General features: G+C 67.3%; 19 protein-coding genes and 1 tRNA gene. 8 read left to right on the plus strand and 12 right to left on the minus strand.

The window, feature by feature from the left end; translation table 11 throughout:
* Positions 1–162 precede the first annotated feature (162 nt).
* Positions 163–420, plus strand: a complete 258-nt coding sequence (locus PX554_RS03400) for a hypothetical protein (RefSeq protein WP_275498998.1) — start codon at positions 163–165, stop codon at positions 418–420.
* Here the strand turns inward: PX554_RS03400 and PX554_RS03405 are convergent.
* Positions 417–692: a hypothetical protein gene (locus PX554_RS03405; protein ID WP_275499000.1), complete on the minus strand. Its 276-nt coding sequence runs from the start codon at positions 690–692 to the stop codon at positions 417–419. The two genes, PX554_RS03400 and PX554_RS03405, sit on opposite strands and share 4 nt — an antisense overlap.
* A gap of 118 nt (positions 693–810) precedes the next feature.
* Positions 811–887 (minus strand) — tRNA-Arg (locus PX554_RS03410).
* An 81-nt stretch (positions 888–968) separates the two neighbouring features.
* Here PX554_RS03410 and PX554_RS03415 point away from each other — a divergent pair.
* Positions 969–1,487, plus strand: a complete 519-nt coding sequence (locus PX554_RS03415; protein WP_275499003.1) for a hypothetical protein — start codon at positions 969–971, stop codon at positions 1,485–1,487.
* On the opposite strand, the gene PX554_RS03420 is transcribed toward PX554_RS03415, so the two are convergent.
* From PX554_RS03420 to PX554_RS03440, 5 genes are all read right to left on the minus strand, one after another.
* Complete coding sequence (locus PX554_RS03420; protein WP_275499005.1) at positions 1,444–1,995, minus strand: GNAT family N-acetyltransferase; 552 nt, start codon at positions 1,993–1,995, stop codon at positions 1,444–1,446. The genes PX554_RS03415 and PX554_RS03420 overlap by 44 nt on opposite strands.
* Positions 1,992–2,516 carry a GNAT family N-acetyltransferase gene (locus PX554_RS03425; protein ID WP_275499007.1) on the minus strand — a complete coding sequence of 175 codons (525 nt, stop codon included), beginning with the start codon at positions 2,514–2,516 and terminating at the stop codon, positions 1,992–1,994. The genes PX554_RS03420 and PX554_RS03425 overlap by 4 nt, the downstream gene beginning before the upstream one ends.
* Entirely contained in the window at positions 2,513–3,502 is a 990-nt protein-coding gene (gene hemB, locus PX554_RS03430) for a porphobilinogen synthase (protein ID WP_275499009.1), read from the minus strand. Before hemB ends, PX554_RS03425 begins: the two co-directional genes overlap by 4 nt.
* Before the next feature lie 18 nt (positions 3,503–3,520).
* The gene (locus PX554_RS03435; protein ID WP_256326031.1) at positions 3,521–4,975 is read right to left on the minus strand and encodes an MATE family efflux transporter; all 1,455 of its coding nucleotides are present in this window, start codon (positions 4,973–4,975) and stop codon (positions 3,521–3,523) included.
* Positions 4,976–5,135: 160 nt separating this feature from the next.
* Positions 5,136–8,135: a valine--tRNA ligase gene (locus tag PX554_RS03440; protein ID WP_275499015.1), complete on the minus strand. Its 3,000-nt coding sequence runs from the start codon at positions 8,133–8,135 to the stop codon at positions 5,136–5,138.
* A gap of 158 nt (positions 8,136–8,293) precedes the next feature.
* Between PX554_RS03440 and PX554_RS03445 the strand changes: the two genes are divergently transcribed.
* Entirely contained in the window at positions 8,294–8,605 is a 312-nt protein-coding gene (locus tag PX554_RS03445) for a hypothetical protein (RefSeq protein ID WP_275499017.1), read from the plus strand.
* A gap of 54 nt (positions 8,606–8,659) precedes the next feature.
* Here the strand turns inward: PX554_RS03445 and PX554_RS03450 are convergent, their stop codons facing one another.
* From PX554_RS03450 to PX554_RS03470, 5 genes are all read right to left on the minus strand, one after another.
* On the minus strand, positions 8,660–10,063 hold the full coding sequence (locus PX554_RS03450) for an NAD(P)H-dependent flavin oxidoreductase (protein ID WP_093220226.1): 1,404 nt from the start codon (positions 10,061–10,063) through the stop codon (positions 8,660–8,662).
* Between the two features lie 84 nt (positions 10,064–10,147).
* Positions 10,148–11,284, minus strand: coding sequence for a glycosyltransferase family 4 protein (locus PX554_RS03455; protein ID WP_275499028.1), 1,137 nt, complete (start codon positions 11,282–11,284; stop codon positions 10,148–10,150).
* Positions 11,285–11,323: 39 nt separating this feature from the next.
* Entirely contained in the window at positions 11,324–12,442 is a 1,119-nt protein-coding gene (locus PX554_RS03460) for a glycoside hydrolase family 130 protein (RefSeq protein WP_275499030.1), read from the minus strand.
* Positions 12,439–13,200 (minus strand): SDR family oxidoreductase, encoded by a 762-nt coding sequence (locus tag PX554_RS03465; protein ID WP_275499032.1) that lies wholly within the window; start codon positions 13,198–13,200, stop codon positions 12,439–12,441. The genes PX554_RS03460 and PX554_RS03465 overlap by 4 nt, the downstream gene beginning before the upstream one ends.
* Positions 13,201–13,235: 35 nt before the next feature.
* Positions 13,236–14,108 carry an alpha/beta fold hydrolase gene (locus PX554_RS03470; RefSeq protein WP_275499034.1) on the minus strand — a complete coding sequence of 291 codons (873 nt, stop codon included), beginning with the start codon at positions 14,106–14,108 and terminating at the stop codon, positions 13,236–13,238.
* A 37-nt stretch (positions 14,109–14,145) separates the two neighbouring features.
* Here PX554_RS03470 and PX554_RS03475 point away from each other — a divergent pair, with 37 nt between their 5' ends.
* The 5 genes from PX554_RS03475 to PX554_RS03495 all read left to right on the plus strand — a co-directional run bounded on the left by PX554_RS03475 (position 14,146) and on the right by PX554_RS03495 (position 18,458).
* On the plus strand, positions 14,146–15,507 hold the full coding sequence (locus PX554_RS03475; RefSeq protein WP_275499037.1) for a protein adenylyltransferase SelO family protein: 1,362 nt from the start codon (positions 14,146–14,148) through the stop codon (positions 15,505–15,507).
* Between the two features lie 48 nt (positions 15,508–15,555).
* Positions 15,556–16,971, plus strand: a complete 1,416-nt coding sequence (astD, locus tag PX554_RS03480; protein WP_275499038.1) for a succinylglutamate-semialdehyde dehydrogenase — start codon at positions 15,556–15,558, stop codon at positions 16,969–16,971.
* Between the two features lie 76 nt (positions 16,972–17,047).
* On the plus strand, positions 17,048–17,227 hold the full coding sequence (locus PX554_RS03485) for a hypothetical protein (protein WP_093220243.1): 180 nt from the start codon (positions 17,048–17,050) through the stop codon (positions 17,225–17,227).
* 152 nt (positions 17,228–17,379) lie between these two features.
* Positions 17,380–18,171: a uroporphyrinogen-III C-methyltransferase gene (cobA, locus tag PX554_RS03490; protein WP_275499041.1), complete on the plus strand. Its 792-nt coding sequence runs from the start codon at positions 17,380–17,382 to the stop codon at positions 18,169–18,171.
* On the plus strand, positions 18,168–18,458 hold the full coding sequence (locus tag PX554_RS03495; RefSeq protein ID WP_275499043.1) for a DUF2849 domain-containing protein: 291 nt from the start codon (positions 18,168–18,170) through the stop codon (positions 18,456–18,458). The genes cobA and PX554_RS03495 overlap by 4 nt, the downstream gene beginning before the upstream one ends.
* The last annotated feature ends 170 nt before the right edge of the window (positions 18,459–18,628 follow it).

Consider the following 18,628-nt stretch of genomic DNA (forward strand, 5'->3'; position numbering starts at 1 on the left):
GAGGATGAGCTACGCGCGATCCTTGCTTCGCCAACCTACCCTGCCGCCACACGGTGAAACCTCGCCCGGCTCGCTTGAGCGGCGGGCCGGGCCTTTCCGAACAACCGCCTTGTGTCGAAACGAACATCGCCTCATCATCATGGTAGGCAATGGAGCACACGCATGACGAAACCCATTTGGAAGCGTCGCGCCACGTTAGTCCAATTGGCAGAAAACGGCAAAATTGTGCAGCCCGGAGAGCTGAACGAGTTGCTGGACAACGCAGTCGCACTTATCGGAAGGGGTGTGGATATCGAGATCCGGCTTCGCGGCCACGCCGCGATAAAGGGCGAGGAACTGATAGCGCTAGCGAACGCCCCCGAGCGTCCGCAAACTATGATGTCCAAGCTCAAAGCGATGAAAGCAGCCGGTCGCTTCTAATCCCCTGTGCCGACGAACTGAGACCGCGCATCGTCAAAGATGCGGTTCAACGCGTCGATCATCGCTTCAGCTTCCAAATCCGTGGCTGAGTTGATCGGCCGATCTTCCGTCTGGACTGTTAACAGCGAAAACTTTCGAGCCTGATCGATTTGGTCAGCAGGGTTATCGGGGCCGGAACGCCCCGCCCACTCCGTAAGCATGACGGTCATCAACTGCTCTACAGCGCGCAATCGACCCGACAGGCGTAGTAGCCTAATTTCGCGATTGTCCATGTCCCGCCCCTCTTAGAAACAAGCCGAGTGGGTGTTACCCGAGACGTTACCCGGCGGCCACATCAAAGAACCCGAAAAAGCAGAAACCCCGCCAAGCTGTTGAGCTTAGCGGGGTTTTTGGTGCACCCGGAGCGATTCGAACGCCCGACCCTCAGATTCGTAGTCTGATGCTCTATCCAGCTGAGCTACGGGTGCGTGGGAGGTCGCCTTTAGATGGGGTTTTTCGGGTGCGCAAGTGCGTTGCGCGATTCTTTTGCCCGGCATAGAGCGATTTCCATGAAAAACCGCCGCGCCCTCGCCGTTCCCGCCCTTTTGCTGGCCACTTCGCTGGCGGGCGGTTGCGCCGAACAGACCGTCTCGCGCTATCCCTCGCTTCAACCGCGCGCGATCGAGCGGCGGAGCGATGCGGAAGCGGCCGCAGCCGCCCCCGCCCCACCCGCGCCCGACCCCGCGCTCGACGCCACGCTCGCCACGACCGCGAAGACATTGGCCGATACCGATGCCGCGTTCGGCCCGGCGGCGGACGGCGCGGAGCGCGCCGCTCGGGCGGCACGTGGCGGCGGGGTCGGCAGCGATCGCTGGATCGCCGCGCAGACCGCACTCGCCAAGCTCGATGCGTTCCGCGCGACCACGTCGGCCAGCGTCACCGATCTTGACGAGCTTGCGATCGGCCGTGCGCGCGACGCCAAGCCACCCTACCCCGCGCTCGAATCGCTGAAGGCGCGCGGCGACGCGCAACTCACCGCCGAGATCAACCGGATCGCGGCGATCCAGGCGCTGCTGCCGGCCGCCTGATCGCATATACGATGGCGTCCTCGGACGCGCCGGCGCGGCGGAAGTCGAGGTCTGGGCGGCGCGTCATGCCGAGGCGCTCCATCAGCCGCCATGACGCGACGTTGCCGATCGTGGTCCAGGCGCCGATCTCGGGCGCGTCGGTATTCGCCCAGGCCCAGGCGATGCTCGCTTCCGCCGCCTCGCGCGCATAGCCGCGCCCCCAATGCGAATCGGCGATCCGCCAGCCGGCTTCGTGCATGCCGTAAACCGGCGCATCGGGATAATTGCTGGCGATCCGCACCCCGCACGTACCGACCAGCGCGCCGCCGTCGCGCTCCTCGACCGCCCAATAGGAAAAGCCATGCCGCGCCTGATCGGCCAGCCGCTTGTCGATCAGCGCGTCGATTTCGGCCTGCGTCTTCACCCCGCCCAGATGCGCCATCATCGCCGGGGTGTTGAGGATCGTGGCGAAGGCGGCTTTGTCCGCCGCGCGGCAGGGCCGCAGCCGCAGCCGTGCGGTTTCGATCATGCCCGCTCGATCGCGTAGCTGACCGTCTCCCGAAGCGGATCGTCGACCGCGAAGTTCGGGTGATCGAAACCGCCGAGCCGCACCATGCCGAGCCGTTCCATCAGCGCGCGGCTGGCGGCATTCTGCGCGGCGGTGATCGCGACGATGCGCGGCGCCGCGCTGTTCGCCCAGCCCCAGGCGAGGCTCGCCTCGGCGGCCTCGCGCGCGAAGCCCTGCCGCCAGTGCGCCGCCGCCAGCATCCAGCCGACCTCGACCTCGCCCGCGATCGGCGTGTTCTCCGCGCCCGGTTTGAGACCGCAGAAGCCGATCACGGTGCCGTCCTCGCGCAGCGCGACCGTCCAGAAGCCGAGCCCGTGCGACTGGCGATAGCCCTCATGCCGGGCGATCGTCGCCGCGCTCTGCTCCCGCGTCTTGAGCGGGCCGAGATCGGCCATCACGCGCGGGTCACTCCACATCGCATGCAGCGGCGCGAGATCGGCCGCGACCGGTCGCCGCAGCACCAGCCGCGCGGTTTCGATCATGCGCCCAGCAGGCGCGCCGCGTGCAGCGCGTGGTAGGTCAGCACGCCCGAGCAGCCGGCGCGCTTGAACGCCATCAGCGTCTCCAGCACCACCGCGTCACGCTCGGCCACGCCGGCCGCGACCGCCGCCTCGATCATCGCATATTCGCCCGAAACTTGATAGGCGAATACAGGGACTTGGAACTCGGTCTTCACGCGCAGGATGATGTCGAGATAGGGCAGGCCCGGCTTGACCATCACGCTGTCGGCGCCCTCGGCGAGGTCGAGCGCGACCTCGCGCAGCGCCTCCTCGGCATTGGCCGAGTCCATCTGATAGGTCTTCTTGTCGCCCTTGAGCAGCCCGCGCGAGCCGACCGCGTCGCGGAACGGGCCGTAGAAGCCGCTCGCATATTTGGCGGCATAGGACATGATCTGGACGTTAACCCGCCCCTCACCTTCCAGCGCGTCGCGGATCTGGCCGATGCGGCCGTCCATCATGTCGCTCGGCGCGATGATGTCCGCCCCCGCCGCCGCCTGGTTGAGCGCCTGCCCGACCAGCATCTCCGCCGTCGTGTCGTTCACCACGTAGCCGGCTTCGTCGATCAGCCCGTCGTGCCCGTGCGCGGTATAGGGGTCGAGCGCGACATCGGTCAGCACGCCGACCTCGGGCACCGCATCCTTGAGCGCGCGCGTGGCGCGGCACATCAGATTGTCGGGGTTGAGCGCCTCGCGCCCGTCCTCGCTGCGCAGATGCGGCGGCGTGTTGGGGAACAGCGCGACGCACGGAATGCCGGCGTCGCGCGCTTCCTTCGCCCGCGCGACGATGCCGTCGACCGACCAGCGCGAGACGCCCGGCAACGTCGCGATCGGTTCCTCGATGCCCTGGCCTTCGGCGATGAACAGTGGCCAGATCAGGTCGGCGGGGGTCAGCACCGTCTCGGCATGGAGGCGGCGGCTCCACGGCGTCGAACGGGTGCGGCGGAGGCGAAGCGCTGGATAGTGACTCATGCTCGCCCAGATGCGCCCTCAGCCGTTCGGGTGCAACCGTCCGGTGGGTTCGGCGGTGGCGCGCGCGCCCTCCTTCGCTTCCTCGACGTGCGAGGAGACGGCGAGCACCGCGTCGCGCCACCTGCCGTAGCGGAAATACAGGCTCGCCAGGACCAACGACACGATCGAACTGAGCGGGAACGCCCACCACAACGCATCCGCGCCGAGCAGCGGCTTGCCGAGCATTGCGATGCCGATGCGGAACGGGATCAGCGCGGTGACGAGGATCAGCAGCGGCGCCAGTGTCGCGCCATTGGCGCGCACCGTGCCGAAGATCACCATCGTCGCGCCGAACATCAGGAAGGTCCAGCTCGAGATCAACTGGATGTGCCGCGCGATCGGGATCGCCGGGCTGTGGCTGTCGATGAACAGCCCCATCACCGGCCGGTCGAACAGGATGATCGCGGCGATCACGACGAGCGTGATGACGGTATTGGAGACGATCCCCGCGCGGGTGATCTTGCCGACCCGGTCCCACAGCCCGGCGCCGATGTTCTGCGCGGCCATGCTGCTCACCGCGGCGCCGATCGCCATCGCCGGCATCTGGATATAGTTCCAGAGCTGCTGCGACACCGCATAGGCCGCCGCCGTCTCGACCCCCAGCCGGTTGACCAGCCCGATCATCGTCAGCCCCGATGCCGACATCACCAGCATCTGCGCGGCCATCGGCACGCCCTTGGCGACGATCACCCGCACCAGCGCGGGATCGGGGATCAGCCAGCGCAGTTCCGCGCCGCGCAGCCGGATCGGCAGGTCGCGCGCATAGACGTAGATCACGAGCCCGACCGCCGACACCGCCGACGCGATCAACGTGGCGGTCGCCGAGCCGGCGATGCCCATGTGCGGAAACGGCCCGATGCCGCGGATCAGCAACGGGTTGAGGCCGGCATCGATGATCGCGCTCAGCACCATGAACCACATCGGCGTGAGCGCGTCGCCGGTGCCGCGCAGCCCCATCTGGATCAGCAGGCTCAGCATCGAAAGCGGCAGCCCGAGGAAGATCACGCGCAGATAGACCAACGCCAGCGGCTGCGCGTCCCCCGGCGTCGCCATCAGTCGCAGGATATCGGGCGCGAAGACATAGCCCAACACCGCGATCCCCGCCGCTGCGGCGACCACCAGGCCCACCGCCGACCCGAACGCGCGCCGCGCCGCCTCGATGTCGCGCCGCCCGATCGACTGGCCGATCAGGATCGACGCGGCCATGCCGAACCCGAACACCGCGCCGAAGCTGAGGAACATCACGATCGTAGCGTTCGAGGTCGCCGCCAGCGCGCTCTCGCCGAGAAACCGCCCGACCCAGATCGAATTGATCGACCCGTTGAGCGTCTGGAGGATGTTCGACGCGAGCGTGGGCAGCGCGAACGCGAGCAGCGTCCACCCGATCGGCCCGGTCGTCAGATCCCTGCCACGGCCCCTCGGCGGCTGTGCCACGCGCGCATCCCCTCTTTGCTGAAGGTGGCGATAGGCGAGGTGGCGGGATTCGCAAAGCGCTCGATCCGACCGTCGCCCCGGCGCAGGCCGGGGCCGCTGTGTAACTTGACGAGCGGATCGAACAAAACGCAGCGGCCCCGGCCTGCACCGGGGCGACGGACTAGCCCAACCGCGCCAGCGCCGCCGCGAGCCGCTCCGCCTCGGCGGTCTTCTCGGCATGATCCGCCCGCGCCTTTTCGACAGCCTCGGGCTTGGCGCGCTCGACGAAGCTCGCGTTGCCGAGCCGCCCGGCGAGCGCGTCACGCTCCTTCTCCGCCGCCGCGATGCCCTTGGTGAGCCGCGCGCGCTCGGCGTCGAGGTCGATCACGCCAGCGAGCGGCAGCACGAAGGTCGCCTCGTCGATCACCACCTGCGCCGCGCCGCCGGCGGGCGCCTCGCCCTCGGCGATGTCGATGCGGGCGAGCCGCGCGATCACCGCCTGCTGCCGCGCGATCCGCGCCTGCGTCTCCGCGCCCGCATCGCGGACGTGGCACGGCATCCGCGTGCCCGGCGCGATGTTGAGTTCGGTACGCGCGGCGCGCACCTCGCTCACCAGCCGGATCAGCCAGTCGATCTCCTTGCTCGCCTCCGGGTCGATCGACCGCGCATCCGCCATCGGCCATTTCGCGACGATCAGCTCGCTCGCGCGCGCGCCGGTCTTCGACCACAATTCCTCGGTGATGAACGGCATGAACGGGTGGAGCAGCACGAGGATCTGGTCGAGCACCCAGCCCGCCACGGCGCGCGTCTCGTCCGCCTCCGGCCCGGTCGCTGGCGCATCCATCTGGCCGAGCAGCGGCTTGATGAGCTCGATATACCAGTCGCAGAAGCGACTCCACGCGAACTGGTAGATCGCGTTCGCCGCGCCATCGAAACGATAGTCGGCAAGCGCGAGATCGACCGCCTGCACCGTCTGGATCGTCTCGGCGATGATCCACTTGTTGACGGCCAGGTCCGCGCGCGGCGCCTCCAGCGTGGTCGAGGCGGTGATGCCGTTCGCCTGGCAGAAGCGCGCCGCGTTCCACAACTTGGTCGCGAAATTGCGATAGCCCTCGACGCGCTTCTCATCCATCTTGATGTCGCGGCCCTGGCTTTCCATCGCCGCCATGAAGAAACGAAGCGCGTCCGCACCGTATGTATCGATCAGCCCGAGCGGGTTGACGACATTGCCCTTCGACTTGGACATCTTCTGCCCGTCCGCCGCGCGGACGAGGCCGTGCAGGTAGAGCGTGCGGAACGGCACGTCCTTCATGAAGTGCAGCCCCTGCATCATCATCCGCGCATCCCAGAAGAACAGGATGTCGAAGCCGGAGATGAGCACGTCGTTGGGGTAGCGTCCGTGGAGTTGCGGGCGCGACGCACCACCCTCCCCGTTCGTGCTGAGCGAAGTCGAAGCACGTGCCCCGGGCGATGCGTTCTTGGCATGTCCTTCGACTTCGCTCAGGACGAACGGCGCTTTTTGAAGCGCCGCGCCCTCTCCGTTCGTGTCGAGCGAAGTCGAGACACCCTGCGCAGCGTTCGAGGCGTGTCCCTCGACTTCGCTCGGGACGAACGGCGGCTGGTCTTCGGGCCAGCCGAGCGTTGCGAAGGGCCACAGCGCCGAGGAGAACCACGTGTCGAGGACATCGTCGTCACGCTTTAGAGTAACCGAGTCGGCATTCTCTCCAATATACGATCCCTCAACAATCGCCTTTTGCGAGCCGTAAAACTCAGTTGCGAGAATACGCGCATCTGCCCAGGTTTCTGCGACAAATGGCACATTGTCACCGGGGCCAACGATGTAAGACCCATCTGCTTGAAACTGAGGCACATAATCGGTGACAAGTCCGTGTTCGTCTTTCTTAGGCCCAAACCAAGCCGGTATCCGGTGCCCCCACCACAATTGGCGCGACACGCACCAAGGCTGGATATTCTCCATCCAGTTGAAGAACGTCTTCTCCCACGTCTTCGGCACGATCTTGATCTTGCCCGTCCGCACCGCCTCGATCGCTGGCTTCGCCAGCGTCGCGGCATCGACATACCATTGGTCGGTGAGCCACGGCTCGATCACCACGCCCGAGCGGTCGCCATAGGGCGTCTGGATCGTGCGGTCCTCGACGCGCTCGAGCACGCCGTCCTCTTCGAGCAGCTTGACGATCCGCTGGCGCGCCTCGAACCGGTCGAGCCCGAGCAGGTCGGCGGGGATATCCCCTAGCGACGTCTGCGTCACCTGCGCCTTGGCGTCGAGCATGTTGAGCATGTCGCGCGCTTCGATGCCAGCGCGCCGGCCGACTTCGAAATCGTTGAAGTCATGCCCCGGCGTGATCTTCACCGCGCCCGAGCCAAGTTCGGGATCGGCATGCTCATCCGCCACGATCGGGATCAGCCGCCCGGTGATCGGCAAGCGCACCTGCTTGCCGATCAGCGCCTGATAGCGCTCGTCCGCCGGGTTCACCGCCACCGCCATATCCGCGAGCATCGTCTCGGGGCGCGTCGTCGCGACCGAGATGAACCCCGATCCATCGGCGAGCGGGTAGCGCAGATGCCAGAACTTGCCGGCGATCTCGCGCGTCTCGACCTCAAGATCGCTGATCGCGGTGCCGAGGCCCGGATCCCAGTTCACCAGCCGCTTGTCGCGGTACAACAGCCCCTCGTTATAGAGATCGACGAACACCTTGAGGACGGCCTTGGAAAAGCCCTCATCCATCGTGAAGCGTTCGTTCTTCCAATCCATCGAGCAGCCGAGCCGCCGCAACTGCTGGGTGATCTCGCCGCCGCTCTCGGCCTTCCACGCCCACACCTTCTCGACGAACTGCTCGCGCGTGAAGTCGGTGCGCTTCTGCTGGTGGAGGCCCATCTGCCGCTCGACCACCATCTGCGTGGCGATGCCGGCATGGTCCGTGCCGACCACCCACAGCGCATCCTTGCCCTTCAGCCGGGCGTGGCGCGCGAGGATATCCTGCAACGTATTGTCGAGCGCATGGCCAATGTGCAGCGAGCCGGTGACGTTGGGCGGCGGGTTGACGATCGTCCACGGCTCGGCGCCGGGGCGATCGGGGCGGAACAGCCCGTTCGCCTCCCAATGCGCATACCAGCGCTGTTCGATTTCGGCGGGGTCGAAGGTTTTCGGAAGTTCGCTCATCCGGTGAGCGTTTAGCCGCCCCCGGCCAAAATAAAAGGCGCCGCGTGACGGAAGCGACGCGCGCGCAACCTGTACCTAAGACTACAGACACATTCAGCATCGATACGATTCGCGCGCCCTAAAACGCCGATACCGATCAACGGACAGAGGATGGTTCGATGAAAAGCTTCAAGATCGCCGCCGCGCTCGGACTGATGGTTGCGGGCCTGGGTGTCAGCACCGGCGCTTCCGCCCAGGATTATCGCCGCGATCATCACGGCTATGACCGCCGCGACTATCGCGGTGACCATCGCGGCTGGCGCGGAGACCGCCACGACTGGCGTGGCGACCGCCGCGGCTATTACGGCCCGCACCGCGGCTATTATGGGCCGCATCGCGGCTATGGCTATGGCAACGGCTGGGGCCGCGGCGGTCGCGATTGCCGGGTAACCTGGCGCCATCATCGGCGCGTGACGGTCTGCTACCGCTAAGATCAGACCTGAAATCAGACAAGGGCGGCGGAGCGATCCGCCGCCCTTGTCGCATCAATCGCCGGTCAGGATGCGATCGACCAGTTCCTTCACGGTCGGCACGAAGCCGTTCGAATAGAACGGGTCACGCTTGAACTGATACGCGCCGTGTCCGGCGAACATCAAATTCTGCTCGACATCGCCGCCATGCGCGATGTCCTGCAAGGTCTTCTGGATGCAGAAGCTGCGCGGATCGGCCAGCCGCCCTGTCGAGTTGGTTTCGCTATCCGCCCAGGACGAGAAAGCGCACTGGCTGAGGCAGCCCATGCAATCGGCCTGGTCCTTGCGGATCACCGCCTTTTCCTCGGGCGTGACGAACACGAGCGTGTTGTCAGGCGTCTTCAGCGCATCGGTGAAGCCCGCGCCGAACCACTGCCGCGCGCGCAGCAGATCGTTGCGCGTCACCCAGAAGTTCTTGCCCTTAACGCCGACATCGAGCTGGAAGACATGGTCGCCCGCTTCCTGCGTCGAGAAGGCGATCTGCCGCTCGGAGCGTTCCTCCAGATTGCGCAGGAACGGGTTGCGCACCGCGCTCGAATAGAATCCGGTCGGCGAGAAGCGGTGGAGCAGCACCTCGCCTTCCTCGATATTGGTGAGCCGCGCCTTCCACGCCTCGGGGATCGGGCTTTCCTTCGTCAGCAGCGGGCGCGTGCCGAACTGGAAGGCGATCGTGCCGAGTTCGGGATTGTCGATCCAGTCGCTCCAGTCCCGCAGATACCAGACGCCGCCCGCCATCACGATCGGCACCTCGTCGGAGATACCGCCCTCGCGCATCGTGTCGCGCAGCGCCTTCACGCGCGGATAGGGGTCTTCGGGCTTGCGCGGGTCTTCGGCGTTGGACAGGCCGTTATGCCCACCCGCCAGCCACGGATCTTCATAAACCACCGCCGACAGCCACTGCGACGCCTTCGAATAGGCGCGCTTCCACAGCGCGCGGAAGGCGCGGCCCGAGCTGACGATCGGCAGATAGCTGACGTCGTAGGACGAGGCGATTTCGGACAGTTTGTACGGCATGCCCGCGCCGCAGGTCACGCCGGCGACGAGGCCGCGCGTGCGCTCGAGCACGCCGTGCAGGATGCGCTGCGCGCCGCCCATCTCCCACAGCACGTTGATGTTGATCGCGCCCTTGCCGCCGGCGATGTCGAACGCGCGGCGAACCTGCTGGACGGCGCCCTCGATCGCATATTCGATCAGTTCCTCGTGCCGCTCGCGGCGGGTGAGCGAGCGATAGACCTGCGGGATGATCTTGCCTTCGGGATCGTAACTGTCGGCGTTGACGGCGGAAACGGTACCGATGCCGCCCGCCGCCGCCCAGGCGCCCGCGCTCGCATGGTTGGTCGCCGCCACGCCTTTTCCGCCCTCCACCAACGGCCATACTTCGCGGCCGTTATAGATGATGGGCTTCAAACCTTTGAACACCGATATCTCCCGATAGAAAACTGGCCGAAACAATCCTGGCTCGTGATATAGCGGATCGGCAACGCTTGACGAGACAATTAGGACTCAGCCCAGACAACCGGGCCTTCCGAGTGCCCCGGAATAGAGCGCCGCATAGCGCGCGATCATCGTCCCCTCGTCATATTCGGCGACCGCTTTGGCCCGGTTCTGCTCGCCCAGCCAGCGGCGCGCGGCCGGCTCGGCCCCGGCGATCGCCTGCAACGCATCGCGGATGCGAACTTCGTCGATGGCGTTCTCGATATAGGGAAGGTTGCCGGGCGCGACCATGTTGGGAATGTCCCCGACCGGCGGCGCAACGATCGGCAACCCCGCCGCCATCCCCTCGATGATCGAGATCGGCGCCTGTTCGCTTCGCGACGACAGCGCCATGATGTCGAACAGCCCGACATATCGGTGCGGCTCGGGCAGGAAGCCGGGCATGACGAGTTGGTCTGCCAGCCCCATCGCCTCGGCCGCGTCGCGGATCGCCTCACGCTCCGGCCCCTCGCCGACGATGACCAGCCGCGCGCGCGAGGCCATGCCGCCGACCGCACGGACCAGCAGCGGCAGGTTCTTGACCGGACGCAAGCCCGCGAGCGTGCCGATCACGATCTCGCCGGGTTTGCGGCGGAAACCGGGGATCGCATCGGGCGCGGGCTTCACCGCGTAACGCGCGGTGGCGATGCCGTTGCCGATGCGGTGGACGCGTTCGGCGGGCTGCTTCCACGTCTTGAGCGCGATCGTCTCCAGCGTGGCCGAGGGGACCGCGAGCGCGTGCGCGGCGGTGAGCGCGATCCGGCGGTAGATGTTGCGCTGCGGCTTGAGGCCCTGCGCCTCGTCCTCGTTGAAGCCGTCCTCGTGGTGGACCACCGGCGGCCCCTTCATCCCCGCGACACGGCGCGCCATCACGCCGTCTATGCCACCCCAATTATAGGTCAGCACCAGGTCGAAGCGGCGCATGTAGCGGGCGATCGCCTCATATCGCGCGACCGACGGGCGGCCGGTCAGCGACGGCGGGTTCTGCGCGATCTCATAGGCGATGCCGGGCGCGATGGCATCGCGCGCGCCATATTGGTCGGGCATCGCCGAGACGATCGTGTGGCGCGCGCGCTCGCCGAACGCGTTCATCAGCCGCACCGCGCGCGCTTCCTTGCCGCCGAGGCTGAAGCTGGAGTGGAGGTGGAGGATGTTCACCGCGGGCATCCCTCGCCCCTGCCCGGTTTCGCACCCGGCTTTCAAGGCTCAGGCCGAAAATATCGCCTTGGACACATGCGTGATCCGGCAGGCGAGATCGGCCTCGCCGCTCGCCACGACATAATGGTCACCCGCGTCGGCGATGCCGGTGGTGAACACGACATTGTCGAGGTACATCAAATCCTTGATCGGCTCGGTCAGCTCGGGCGCGGGTTCCAGAACGGCGGTGTCGCTGGTCGCGACCACCACCGACGGATCGTCGCGGTCGAGGATCGACCAATAGGTGCGATAGATGCCAACCACGCCCGATGGCTCGACACCGTGCCACAAGGTCAGCCAGCCGCGTTCGGTCAGCACCGGCGGCGCGCCGCCACCCATCCGCGCGGTGGCGAGCGTCTTGGCGTGCGGGCGGATGCCGGGCTTGTCATACGGCTTCCAGTGGATCGCGTCGGGTGAAGAGGCGAGATTGATCGACGGCCCCGCGCGCCACTCGCTGCCGGGTGGATAGGCGAAATAGAGATCGCCGAGCGGGCGCGTCTGCGCGAAATATTTGCCGCCGATCCGGCCTTCGAAGATCAGCATGTCCTTGTTCTGATGATCGAGCACGATGCCTTCGAGGCGCCAATCGAGCGCGTCGTCCGACGTGTAGAGCGTGGTCGAATGCCGCTCGGGGCTGACCGAGCAGGTCGTCATCAGATAGCGCTCGCCGACCCTGGTGATCCGCGCATCCTCGACGCCGTAGCATTGATAGGGCGCGCGCGGCGCGATCGCGCGGTCATAATGCACCGCGACGACGCTGGTGCCGTCGGCGGACAGTTCGACCGGCAATAGCCATGACAGCGAGGTCAGCGCCATCACCTTCCAGCCGCCGCCGCGCATCATGAACTTGCGCGGATCGGCGGTGTCGACGTGCTCCAGCGGCCACGGATCGAGCACATAACCGCCGTCGTCCCAGCGGATCGCATGGATGTGCTGATCGACGATCGGTTGCTTGAGCGCCTCGGCGACGCGGACCATCAGCAGCAAATTGCCGTTCGGCAGCCGCGTCATGCCGGGGTTGAACGCGCCCAGCACATAGGTCTCGGCGCCGAGCTTGCCGGCGAGCGGCGAGCGCGCGAGATCGACATCGCGCGGATCGAACACGATTGCGTCGAACGCCACGGTCACTCCCCTTCGCTCAGGCGCGGCGCGACGACGATCTGCTGCACCACCGCGCGGCGCGGCTGGGTCAGCGCGTAATGCACCGCCACCGCGATATCCTCCGATCGTAGCATCTTCTCCTCGCGCACCATGGTCTTCTGCTTTTCGGCGTCGATGTCCGGATAGTGCATGTCGGACTGGGTCAGCGCCGGCTCGACCAAGGTCACGCGGATGTTCTTCGGCCCGAGTTCCTTGCGCAGCGCCTCGGCGAAACCGGCGATGCCCGCCTTGATGCCAGCGTAAACGGTCGATCCCGGCCCGAGCACGTGCGCGGACACCGAGCCGATCAGCACGATATCGCCACCCGCCGCGCCCATCGCCTCGGCGGCGGCATGAGCGCTGGTGAGATAGGCGGTGAAATCGACGGCGATGGCATAGCGCAGTTCGCTGTCGCTCATGTCGGTCAGGCCCTCGGCGGGGATCGCCGCATTGATGACCGCCACGTCGAGCCCGCCCAGCCATTCGCTCGCCGCCTTGACGTAGCGCTCGGGGGCGCCCGGCTCGCCGAGATCGACGTTGAGGCCGGCTCCGGTGCCGACCTCGCTGATCCGCCCGACCGCGTCGGCGAGATGCTCGGGCGTGCGGCCGCAGACGTGCAGCCGCGCCCCTTCGCTCGCCAGCAGCACCGCGATGGCCCGACCGATGCCGGTGGTACCGCCGGTGACGAGGATGCGTTTGCCGGAAAGGGTTGAAACGGCGGTATGCGCGTCGGCGAGATCAAGCATGCAAAACTCCCGTTCGGTGGTACGGGAGAGACGGTTCAGGCCGCCACCGGTTCCCCTATCCGCGCCAGCAGCCGGTCGATCGCCGCCACCGCGACCGGCTCGGAAAGGGTCGGCGCGTGCCCGGTTTGCGGCACGGTGACGAGCTCGGCCAGATCGAGCGTCTCGGCCATCCGCGTCGCGGTCGCATCGGACAGCAGATCGGAAAGCGCGCCGCGGACGATCAGCGTCGGCACGCCCTCCAGCCGGGCGAGCGCGCGCCACATATCGGGGCCGGCCTCGTTGCCCGGAACGCGGAACGGCTCGGCGATCTTCATGTCGTAATCGAGCACGATGCGGCCGGCGCTGTTCACCCGGTACAGCCGCTTCGCCATCACCAGCCAATCCTCGATCGTGTAGTCGGGGAAAGCGTCGGCATTGCTTTCCGCCACCGCGCGCGCGGCGTGCATCCAGGTCGGCCAGGTGTTCGACTTGCCGACATAGCCGCGAATGCGCAGGATGCCCGCCGGCTCGATCTCCGGCCCGACGTCGTTGATGAGCGCCCCCGCCAGCCGCTCGCGCGCGGCGCCCGCCAGCAGCATCGTCAGGATGCCGCCGAGCGACGTGCCGAACGCGATGAAGCTCGAAACGCCGAGTTCGGCGAGCAGCGCCTCGATGTCCTGGACATAGGTCATCGGCACGTAGCTCATCGGATCCTTGGCATAGGCGCTTTCACCCCGCCCGCGCAGATCGAGCGCGATCACCCGCCATTCGCCGGCGAGGCGCGGGGCGAGATCCTCGAAATCGCGCGCGTTGCGCGTCAGCCCCGGAATGCAGATGATCGGCGGTCGATCCTCGCGGCCGGGATAGGCGCGATAATGCAGCCGCAGCCCATCGTTCGACCACCAGTATCGGTTTTCATAGGCGGGCATGGTTGCGTCCTCGGCTGTGGCGCACCCATATCGCGGCATGAACGAAACCCCGCAAGCATATCGCCCCGATCCGCGCATCCTCGAACTGGGCGATGCCGTGTACGACGTTGTTGAAGCCGCGAACTTCCCGGAAACCCGGCTGCGCTTCCGCAACGATCGCGCCGCCGACGAGGTCGGGCTGGCCGCACTCAGCGACGCCGAATGGACGCGGCATTTCGGCCGCTTCGCGCCGCTGCCGGACAATCTGCCGCGACCGCTCGCGTTGCGCTATCACGGCCATCAGTTCCGCTCGTACAATCCCGACATCGGTGACGGGCGCGGCTTCCTGTTCGCGCAGATGCGCGACCACGGCGGCCGCCTGATGGACCTCGGCACCAAGGGCAGCGGCCAGACGCCGTGGAGCCGTTTCGGCGACGGCCGCCTCACCCTCAAGGGCGGGGTGCGCGAGGTGCTCGCGACCGAAATGCTCGAAGCGCTCGGCGTGGGGACCTCGCGCAGCTTCTCGCTGATCGAAACCGGCGAAGCGCTCGAGCGCAACGACGAACCCTCGCCCACCCGCTCGGCGGTGCTGGTTCGGCTCAGCCACAGCCATATCCGCATCGGCACCTTCCAGCGGCTCGCCTATCTGCGCGATGACGAGACGATGACGCGGCTGATCGGCTACGTGCTGCGCAACCTGTACGGCGAGGAGCCCGGCGACGAACCGGCGACCCGGCTGCTCGATCTGGTGGTGCGGCGCACCGCCCGGCTCGCCGCCAGCTACATGGCGGCGGGGTTCGTCCATGGCGTGCTCAACACCGACAACATCAACGTCACCGGTGAGAGTTTCGATTATGGCCCGTGGCGGTTCCTGCCGACCTGGGATCCGGCTTTCACCGCCGCCTATTTCGACCATGCCGGTCTCTATGCGTTCGGCCGCCAGCCCGAGGCGATCCACTGGAACGCGATGCAGCTCGCGGTATCGCTGCGCACGGTAAGCGAGGCGGCGCCGCTGATCGCGGTGCTCGAGACGTTCGGCGATCATTATCAAACCGCCGTGAGCGAGGCGATCCTGTGGCGGCTCGGCCTCGTCCCGCGCGGCGCCGAGGAGGACGCCGCGCTGGTCGGCGCGGTCGAACGCGGCTTGCGCGCCGAAATGCTGCCGGTCGACCGCTTCTTCTTCGATGCCTTTGCCGGCCACTTGCCCGACGGCGACGCCTTCGCCGAAGCCCGCGCGCGCGTCGCGCCTTATGCTGCGCGCAAAGCCCGCGACCACCTTTATTGGCGCGACGACACGCCCTGCGCGATGGTGATCGGCGAGGTCGAGGCGATCTGGTCGGCGATCGCCGACCGCGACGACTGGTCGCTGTTCGCGAGCAAGATCACCGCGATCCGCGAGATGGGCGCGGCGCTGGCGTGATGCGGATGCGGTGGATTTCGGTGCCGAATTCGGGCAAGGGCACGCGCCATGTCCGCGTATGAACTGATCTCCTTCGAACCGGCGACGAACGCCGAACTGTGGCGTGGCCAATCCGGCGATGTCGATGCCGAGGTCGCCATCGCCCGCGAAAGCTGGGCGAACTGGGCGTCACGTCCGCTCGCCTACCGCACCGAGGCGCTGCGCCGCTTCGCCAACGTCGTGCGCGGCCGCGCCGATGCCTTCGCCGATCTGATCGCGCGCGAAACCGGCAAGCCGCTGTGGGAGGCGCATACCGAGGTCGAAACGGTCATCGCCAAGGTCGACATCTCGATCAAAGCCTATGCGGAGCGCACCGCGCAGCGCCGCCTCGACGCGCCGATGGGCAGTCGGATCGCTCTGCGCCACAAGCCGCACGGCGTCCTCGCGGTGTTGGGGCCGTATAATTTTCCCGCGCACCTGCCCAACGGCCATATCGTTCCCGCGCTGCTCGCCGGCAACGCGGTGGTGTTCAAACCGTCCGAGAAGACGCCGGCGGTCGGCGCGTTCCTCGTCTCCTGCTTCCATGAAAGCGGCGTGCCCGAGGGGTGCGTGCGGCTGCTGCTCGGCGGCCCGGACGAGGGCAAGGCGCTCGCCGCGCACGAGGGCATCGACGGGCTGCTGTTCACCGGCTCGGCGCGCACGGGCATCGCGCTCAACCGCGCCTTCGCCAGCCGGCCGGAGAAGATCCTCGCGCTCGAAATGGGCGGCAACAACCCGATCGTGGTGTGGGAATCGCCCGATGTCCACGCGGCGGCGGTCATCATCGCGCAGTCGGCGTTCATGAGCGCGGGCCAACGCTGCACTGCCGCGCGCCGGCTGATCGTCGATGAACGCGTTCACGATGACCTGATCGACGCGGTGTGTGCGCTCGTCGGCCGCATGATCGTCGATGCGCCGCACGCCAAGCCCGCCCCGTTCATGGGTCCGGTGATCGACAACGAATCGGCCGATCTGCTGAGCGAGAGCTTCCTCGAACTGATGATGCGCGGCGGCCGCCCGATCCGTCATCTCGAGCGCCCCCGGGCGGGCTTGCCGTTCCTCTCCCCCGCGATGATCGACACCACCGACATGGCCGAGCGCCCCGACGTCGAGTTGTTCGGCCCGATCCTGCAGGTGATCCGGGCCAAAACGTTCGAGGATGCGATCGTCGAGGCGAACAATACCCGTTACGGCCTGTCGGCGACGCTGCTCAGCCAGAATCCGGCGCTTTACGATCAGTTCTGGGCGAACGCGCGCGCCGGCATCGTCAACTGGAACAAGCCGACCAGTGGCGCCTCGTCCGCCGCGCCGTTCGGCGGCATCGGCTGGTCGGGCAACCACCGGCCGAGCGCCTATTATGCGGCGGATTATTGCGCCTATCCGGTGGTTTCGAGCGAGGCCGAACAGGCCCGCGCGAGCATCGGCGTCGGCCTGCGCGACGCCTGAGCACGGCTCGTCGCATCGCTTCGGCGGGCTGCGACGAGCCGCGGAACCTCCCTGTCGGATAAGCGATTGAGCGACCGTGACGACCGAAACACCAGACTCGACCCGCTCTCCGCGTTCCAACAAGCTCCGCCAGCAGGCCAGCAACTGTCTGTCGATCGCCGTCCGCGAAAAGGCGCCCGACTTCGCCGCCGAACTGATCGACGAGGCGATCCGCCTCGCCCAGCGCGCGCGCGAACTGGACATGCCCAAGCGCTGAGCGACGCACGATTCTCGCCCTTTGGGCGCGCGTTCGAACCCGGGCGGTCCACCGTTCGGCGTCTCGACTGAAGGACCGACGCAAAGTTTCCCTACCCGCCGCAAAAGCAGGCATCGGTTGTACGGCCCGGCCAATTCGCGCATCGGGCGCACATGGCTACGCTGCTAGATCCCCACGCGCGCGGGCGCGTCATCCTCGTCGGCGCGGGTCCGGGCGATCCCGGCCTGCTCACCGTGCGCGCCGTCGAGGCGCTCAGATCGGCCGACATCGTCGTCCACGACGGGTTGATCGATCCGCGCGTGCTCGATCTCGCGCCCGCTGCGGCACAGCGCATCTCGGTCGCCAAGCGCCGCGCGCGGCACACGCTGCCGCAGGAGTCGATCAACGCGCTGATCGTCGCGCATGTGAAGACCGGTGCGATCGTGGTGCGGCTGAAGGGTGGCGATCCGTTCATCTTCGGGCGCGGCGGCGAGGAGGTCGAGGCGGTGCGCGCCGCCGGGCTGCCGGTCGAGGTCATCCCCGGCGTGTCGGCCGCCCTCGGCTGCGCGGCGGAGGCGATGCTGCCGCTTACCCACCGCGACTATTCGAGCGCGGTCAGCTTCGTCGCCGGGCAATGCAAGGGGCTCGCCGATCAGGATTGGTCGGGGCTCGCCGGCAAGGGCCGCACGCTCGTCATCTACATGGGCGTCGCGACCGCAGCCGACATCGCCGACAAATTGATGCGCGATGGGGTCGCCCCCGACATGCCGGTCGCCACGCTCGAACGCGGCACGCTCGCCGGCGCGCGTGCGCTGCGCACGCTGCTCGCCGATCTCGGTGCGATGGTGGAGCGCGAAAAGGTGGCGAGCCCGGCCATCATCGTTGTAGGCGAGGTCGTCGATCTGTCCGACGCCCACGAGCGGCTCGGACGCTGGGCGACGGTTGCCGAGGGGACGTTCGCGTGAAGCTGCTGACGGGGAATGATTTGCCGACCGGGGACGTGATCTGGTGGACCGGCTCGGGCTGGTCGCGCCATGTCGCCGACGCCGCCGATGTCGCCAGCGAGGGCGAGGCGCTCGGCAAGCTCGAGGAGGCCGCGCGCCGCGTCAACGGCCCCTATGTGATCGAGGCGACGCTCACCCCCGACGGCCCCCGCCCCGCCCACATCAAGGACCGCGTCCGCGCGCTCGGCCCGACCGTGCGGATGGACCTGACGCTCGCGCCGGAGGCGTCGCCACAGGTGGTGCTGTGATGGTTCACGCGGAGGCGCGGAGGCGCGGAGTAGAAGGCGTGTTCGCGCAGAGGCGCGGAGGACGCAGAGGCGTCAGCGCAACGGTGCGGACGGAAGACTTCCCAGCGGCCGAGGGAAAAATAAGCGCGCTGCCGCCCGCGATTCGCTCTTTGCGCCCTCTGCGCCTCTGC

The sequence above is a fragment of the Sphingomonas pollutisoli genome, assembly GCF_029167165.1.
In the GTDB taxonomy this organism is placed as follows: domain Bacteria; phylum Pseudomonadota; class Alphaproteobacteria; order Sphingomonadales; family Sphingomonadaceae; genus Sphingomonas; species Sphingomonas pollutisoli.

Excerpts from the sequence above, each read along its gene's own strand:
- PX554_RS03400 (WP_275498998.1), top strand. The coding sequence starts at position 163 with ATGACGAAACCCATTTGGAAGCGTCGCGCCACGTTAGTCCAATTGGCA.
- PX554_RS03405 (WP_275499000.1), bottom strand. The coding sequence starts at position 692 with ATGGACAATCGCGAAATTAGGCTACTACGCCTGTCGGGTCGATTGCGC.
- PX554_RS03415 (WP_275499003.1), top strand. The coding sequence starts at position 969 with ATGAAAAACCGCCGCGCCCTCGCCGTTCCCGCCCTTTTGCTGGCCACT.
- PX554_RS03420 (WP_275499005.1), bottom strand. The coding sequence starts at position 1,995 with ATGATCGAAACCGCACGGCTGCGGCTGCGGCCCTGCCGCGCGGCGGAC.
- PX554_RS03425 (WP_275499007.1), bottom strand. The coding sequence starts at position 2,516 with ATGATCGAAACCGCGCGGCTGGTGCTGCGGCGACCGGTCGCGGCCGAT.
- hemB (WP_275499009.1), bottom strand. The coding sequence starts at position 3,502 with ATGAGTCACTATCCAGCGCTTCGCCTCCGCCGCACCCGTTCGACGCCG.
- PX554_RS03440 (WP_275499015.1), bottom strand. The coding sequence starts at position 8,135 with ATGAGCGAACTTCCGAAAACCTTCGACCCCGCCGAAATCGAACAGCGC.
- PX554_RS03445 (WP_275499017.1), top strand. The coding sequence starts at position 8,294 with ATGAAAAGCTTCAAGATCGCCGCCGCGCTCGGACTGATGGTTGCGGGC.
- PX554_RS03455 (WP_275499028.1), bottom strand. The coding sequence starts at position 11,284 with ATGCCCGCGGTGAACATCCTCCACCTCCACTCCAGCTTCAGCCTCGGC.
- PX554_RS03465 (WP_275499032.1), bottom strand. The coding sequence starts at position 13,200 with ATGCTTGATCTCGCCGACGCGCATACCGCCGTTTCAACCCTTTCCGGC.
- PX554_RS03470 (WP_275499034.1), bottom strand. The coding sequence starts at position 14,108 with ATGCCCGCCTATGAAAACCGATACTGGTGGTCGAACGATGGGCTGCGG.
- PX554_RS03475 (WP_275499037.1), top strand. The coding sequence starts at position 14,146 with ATGAACGAAACCCCGCAAGCATATCGCCCCGATCCGCGCATCCTCGAA.
- astD (WP_275499038.1), top strand. The coding sequence starts at position 15,556 with ATGTCCGCGTATGAACTGATCTCCTTCGAACCGGCGACGAACGCCGAA.
- cobA (WP_275499041.1), top strand. The coding sequence starts at position 17,380 with ATGGCTACGCTGCTAGATCCCCACGCGCGCGGGCGCGTCATCCTCGTC.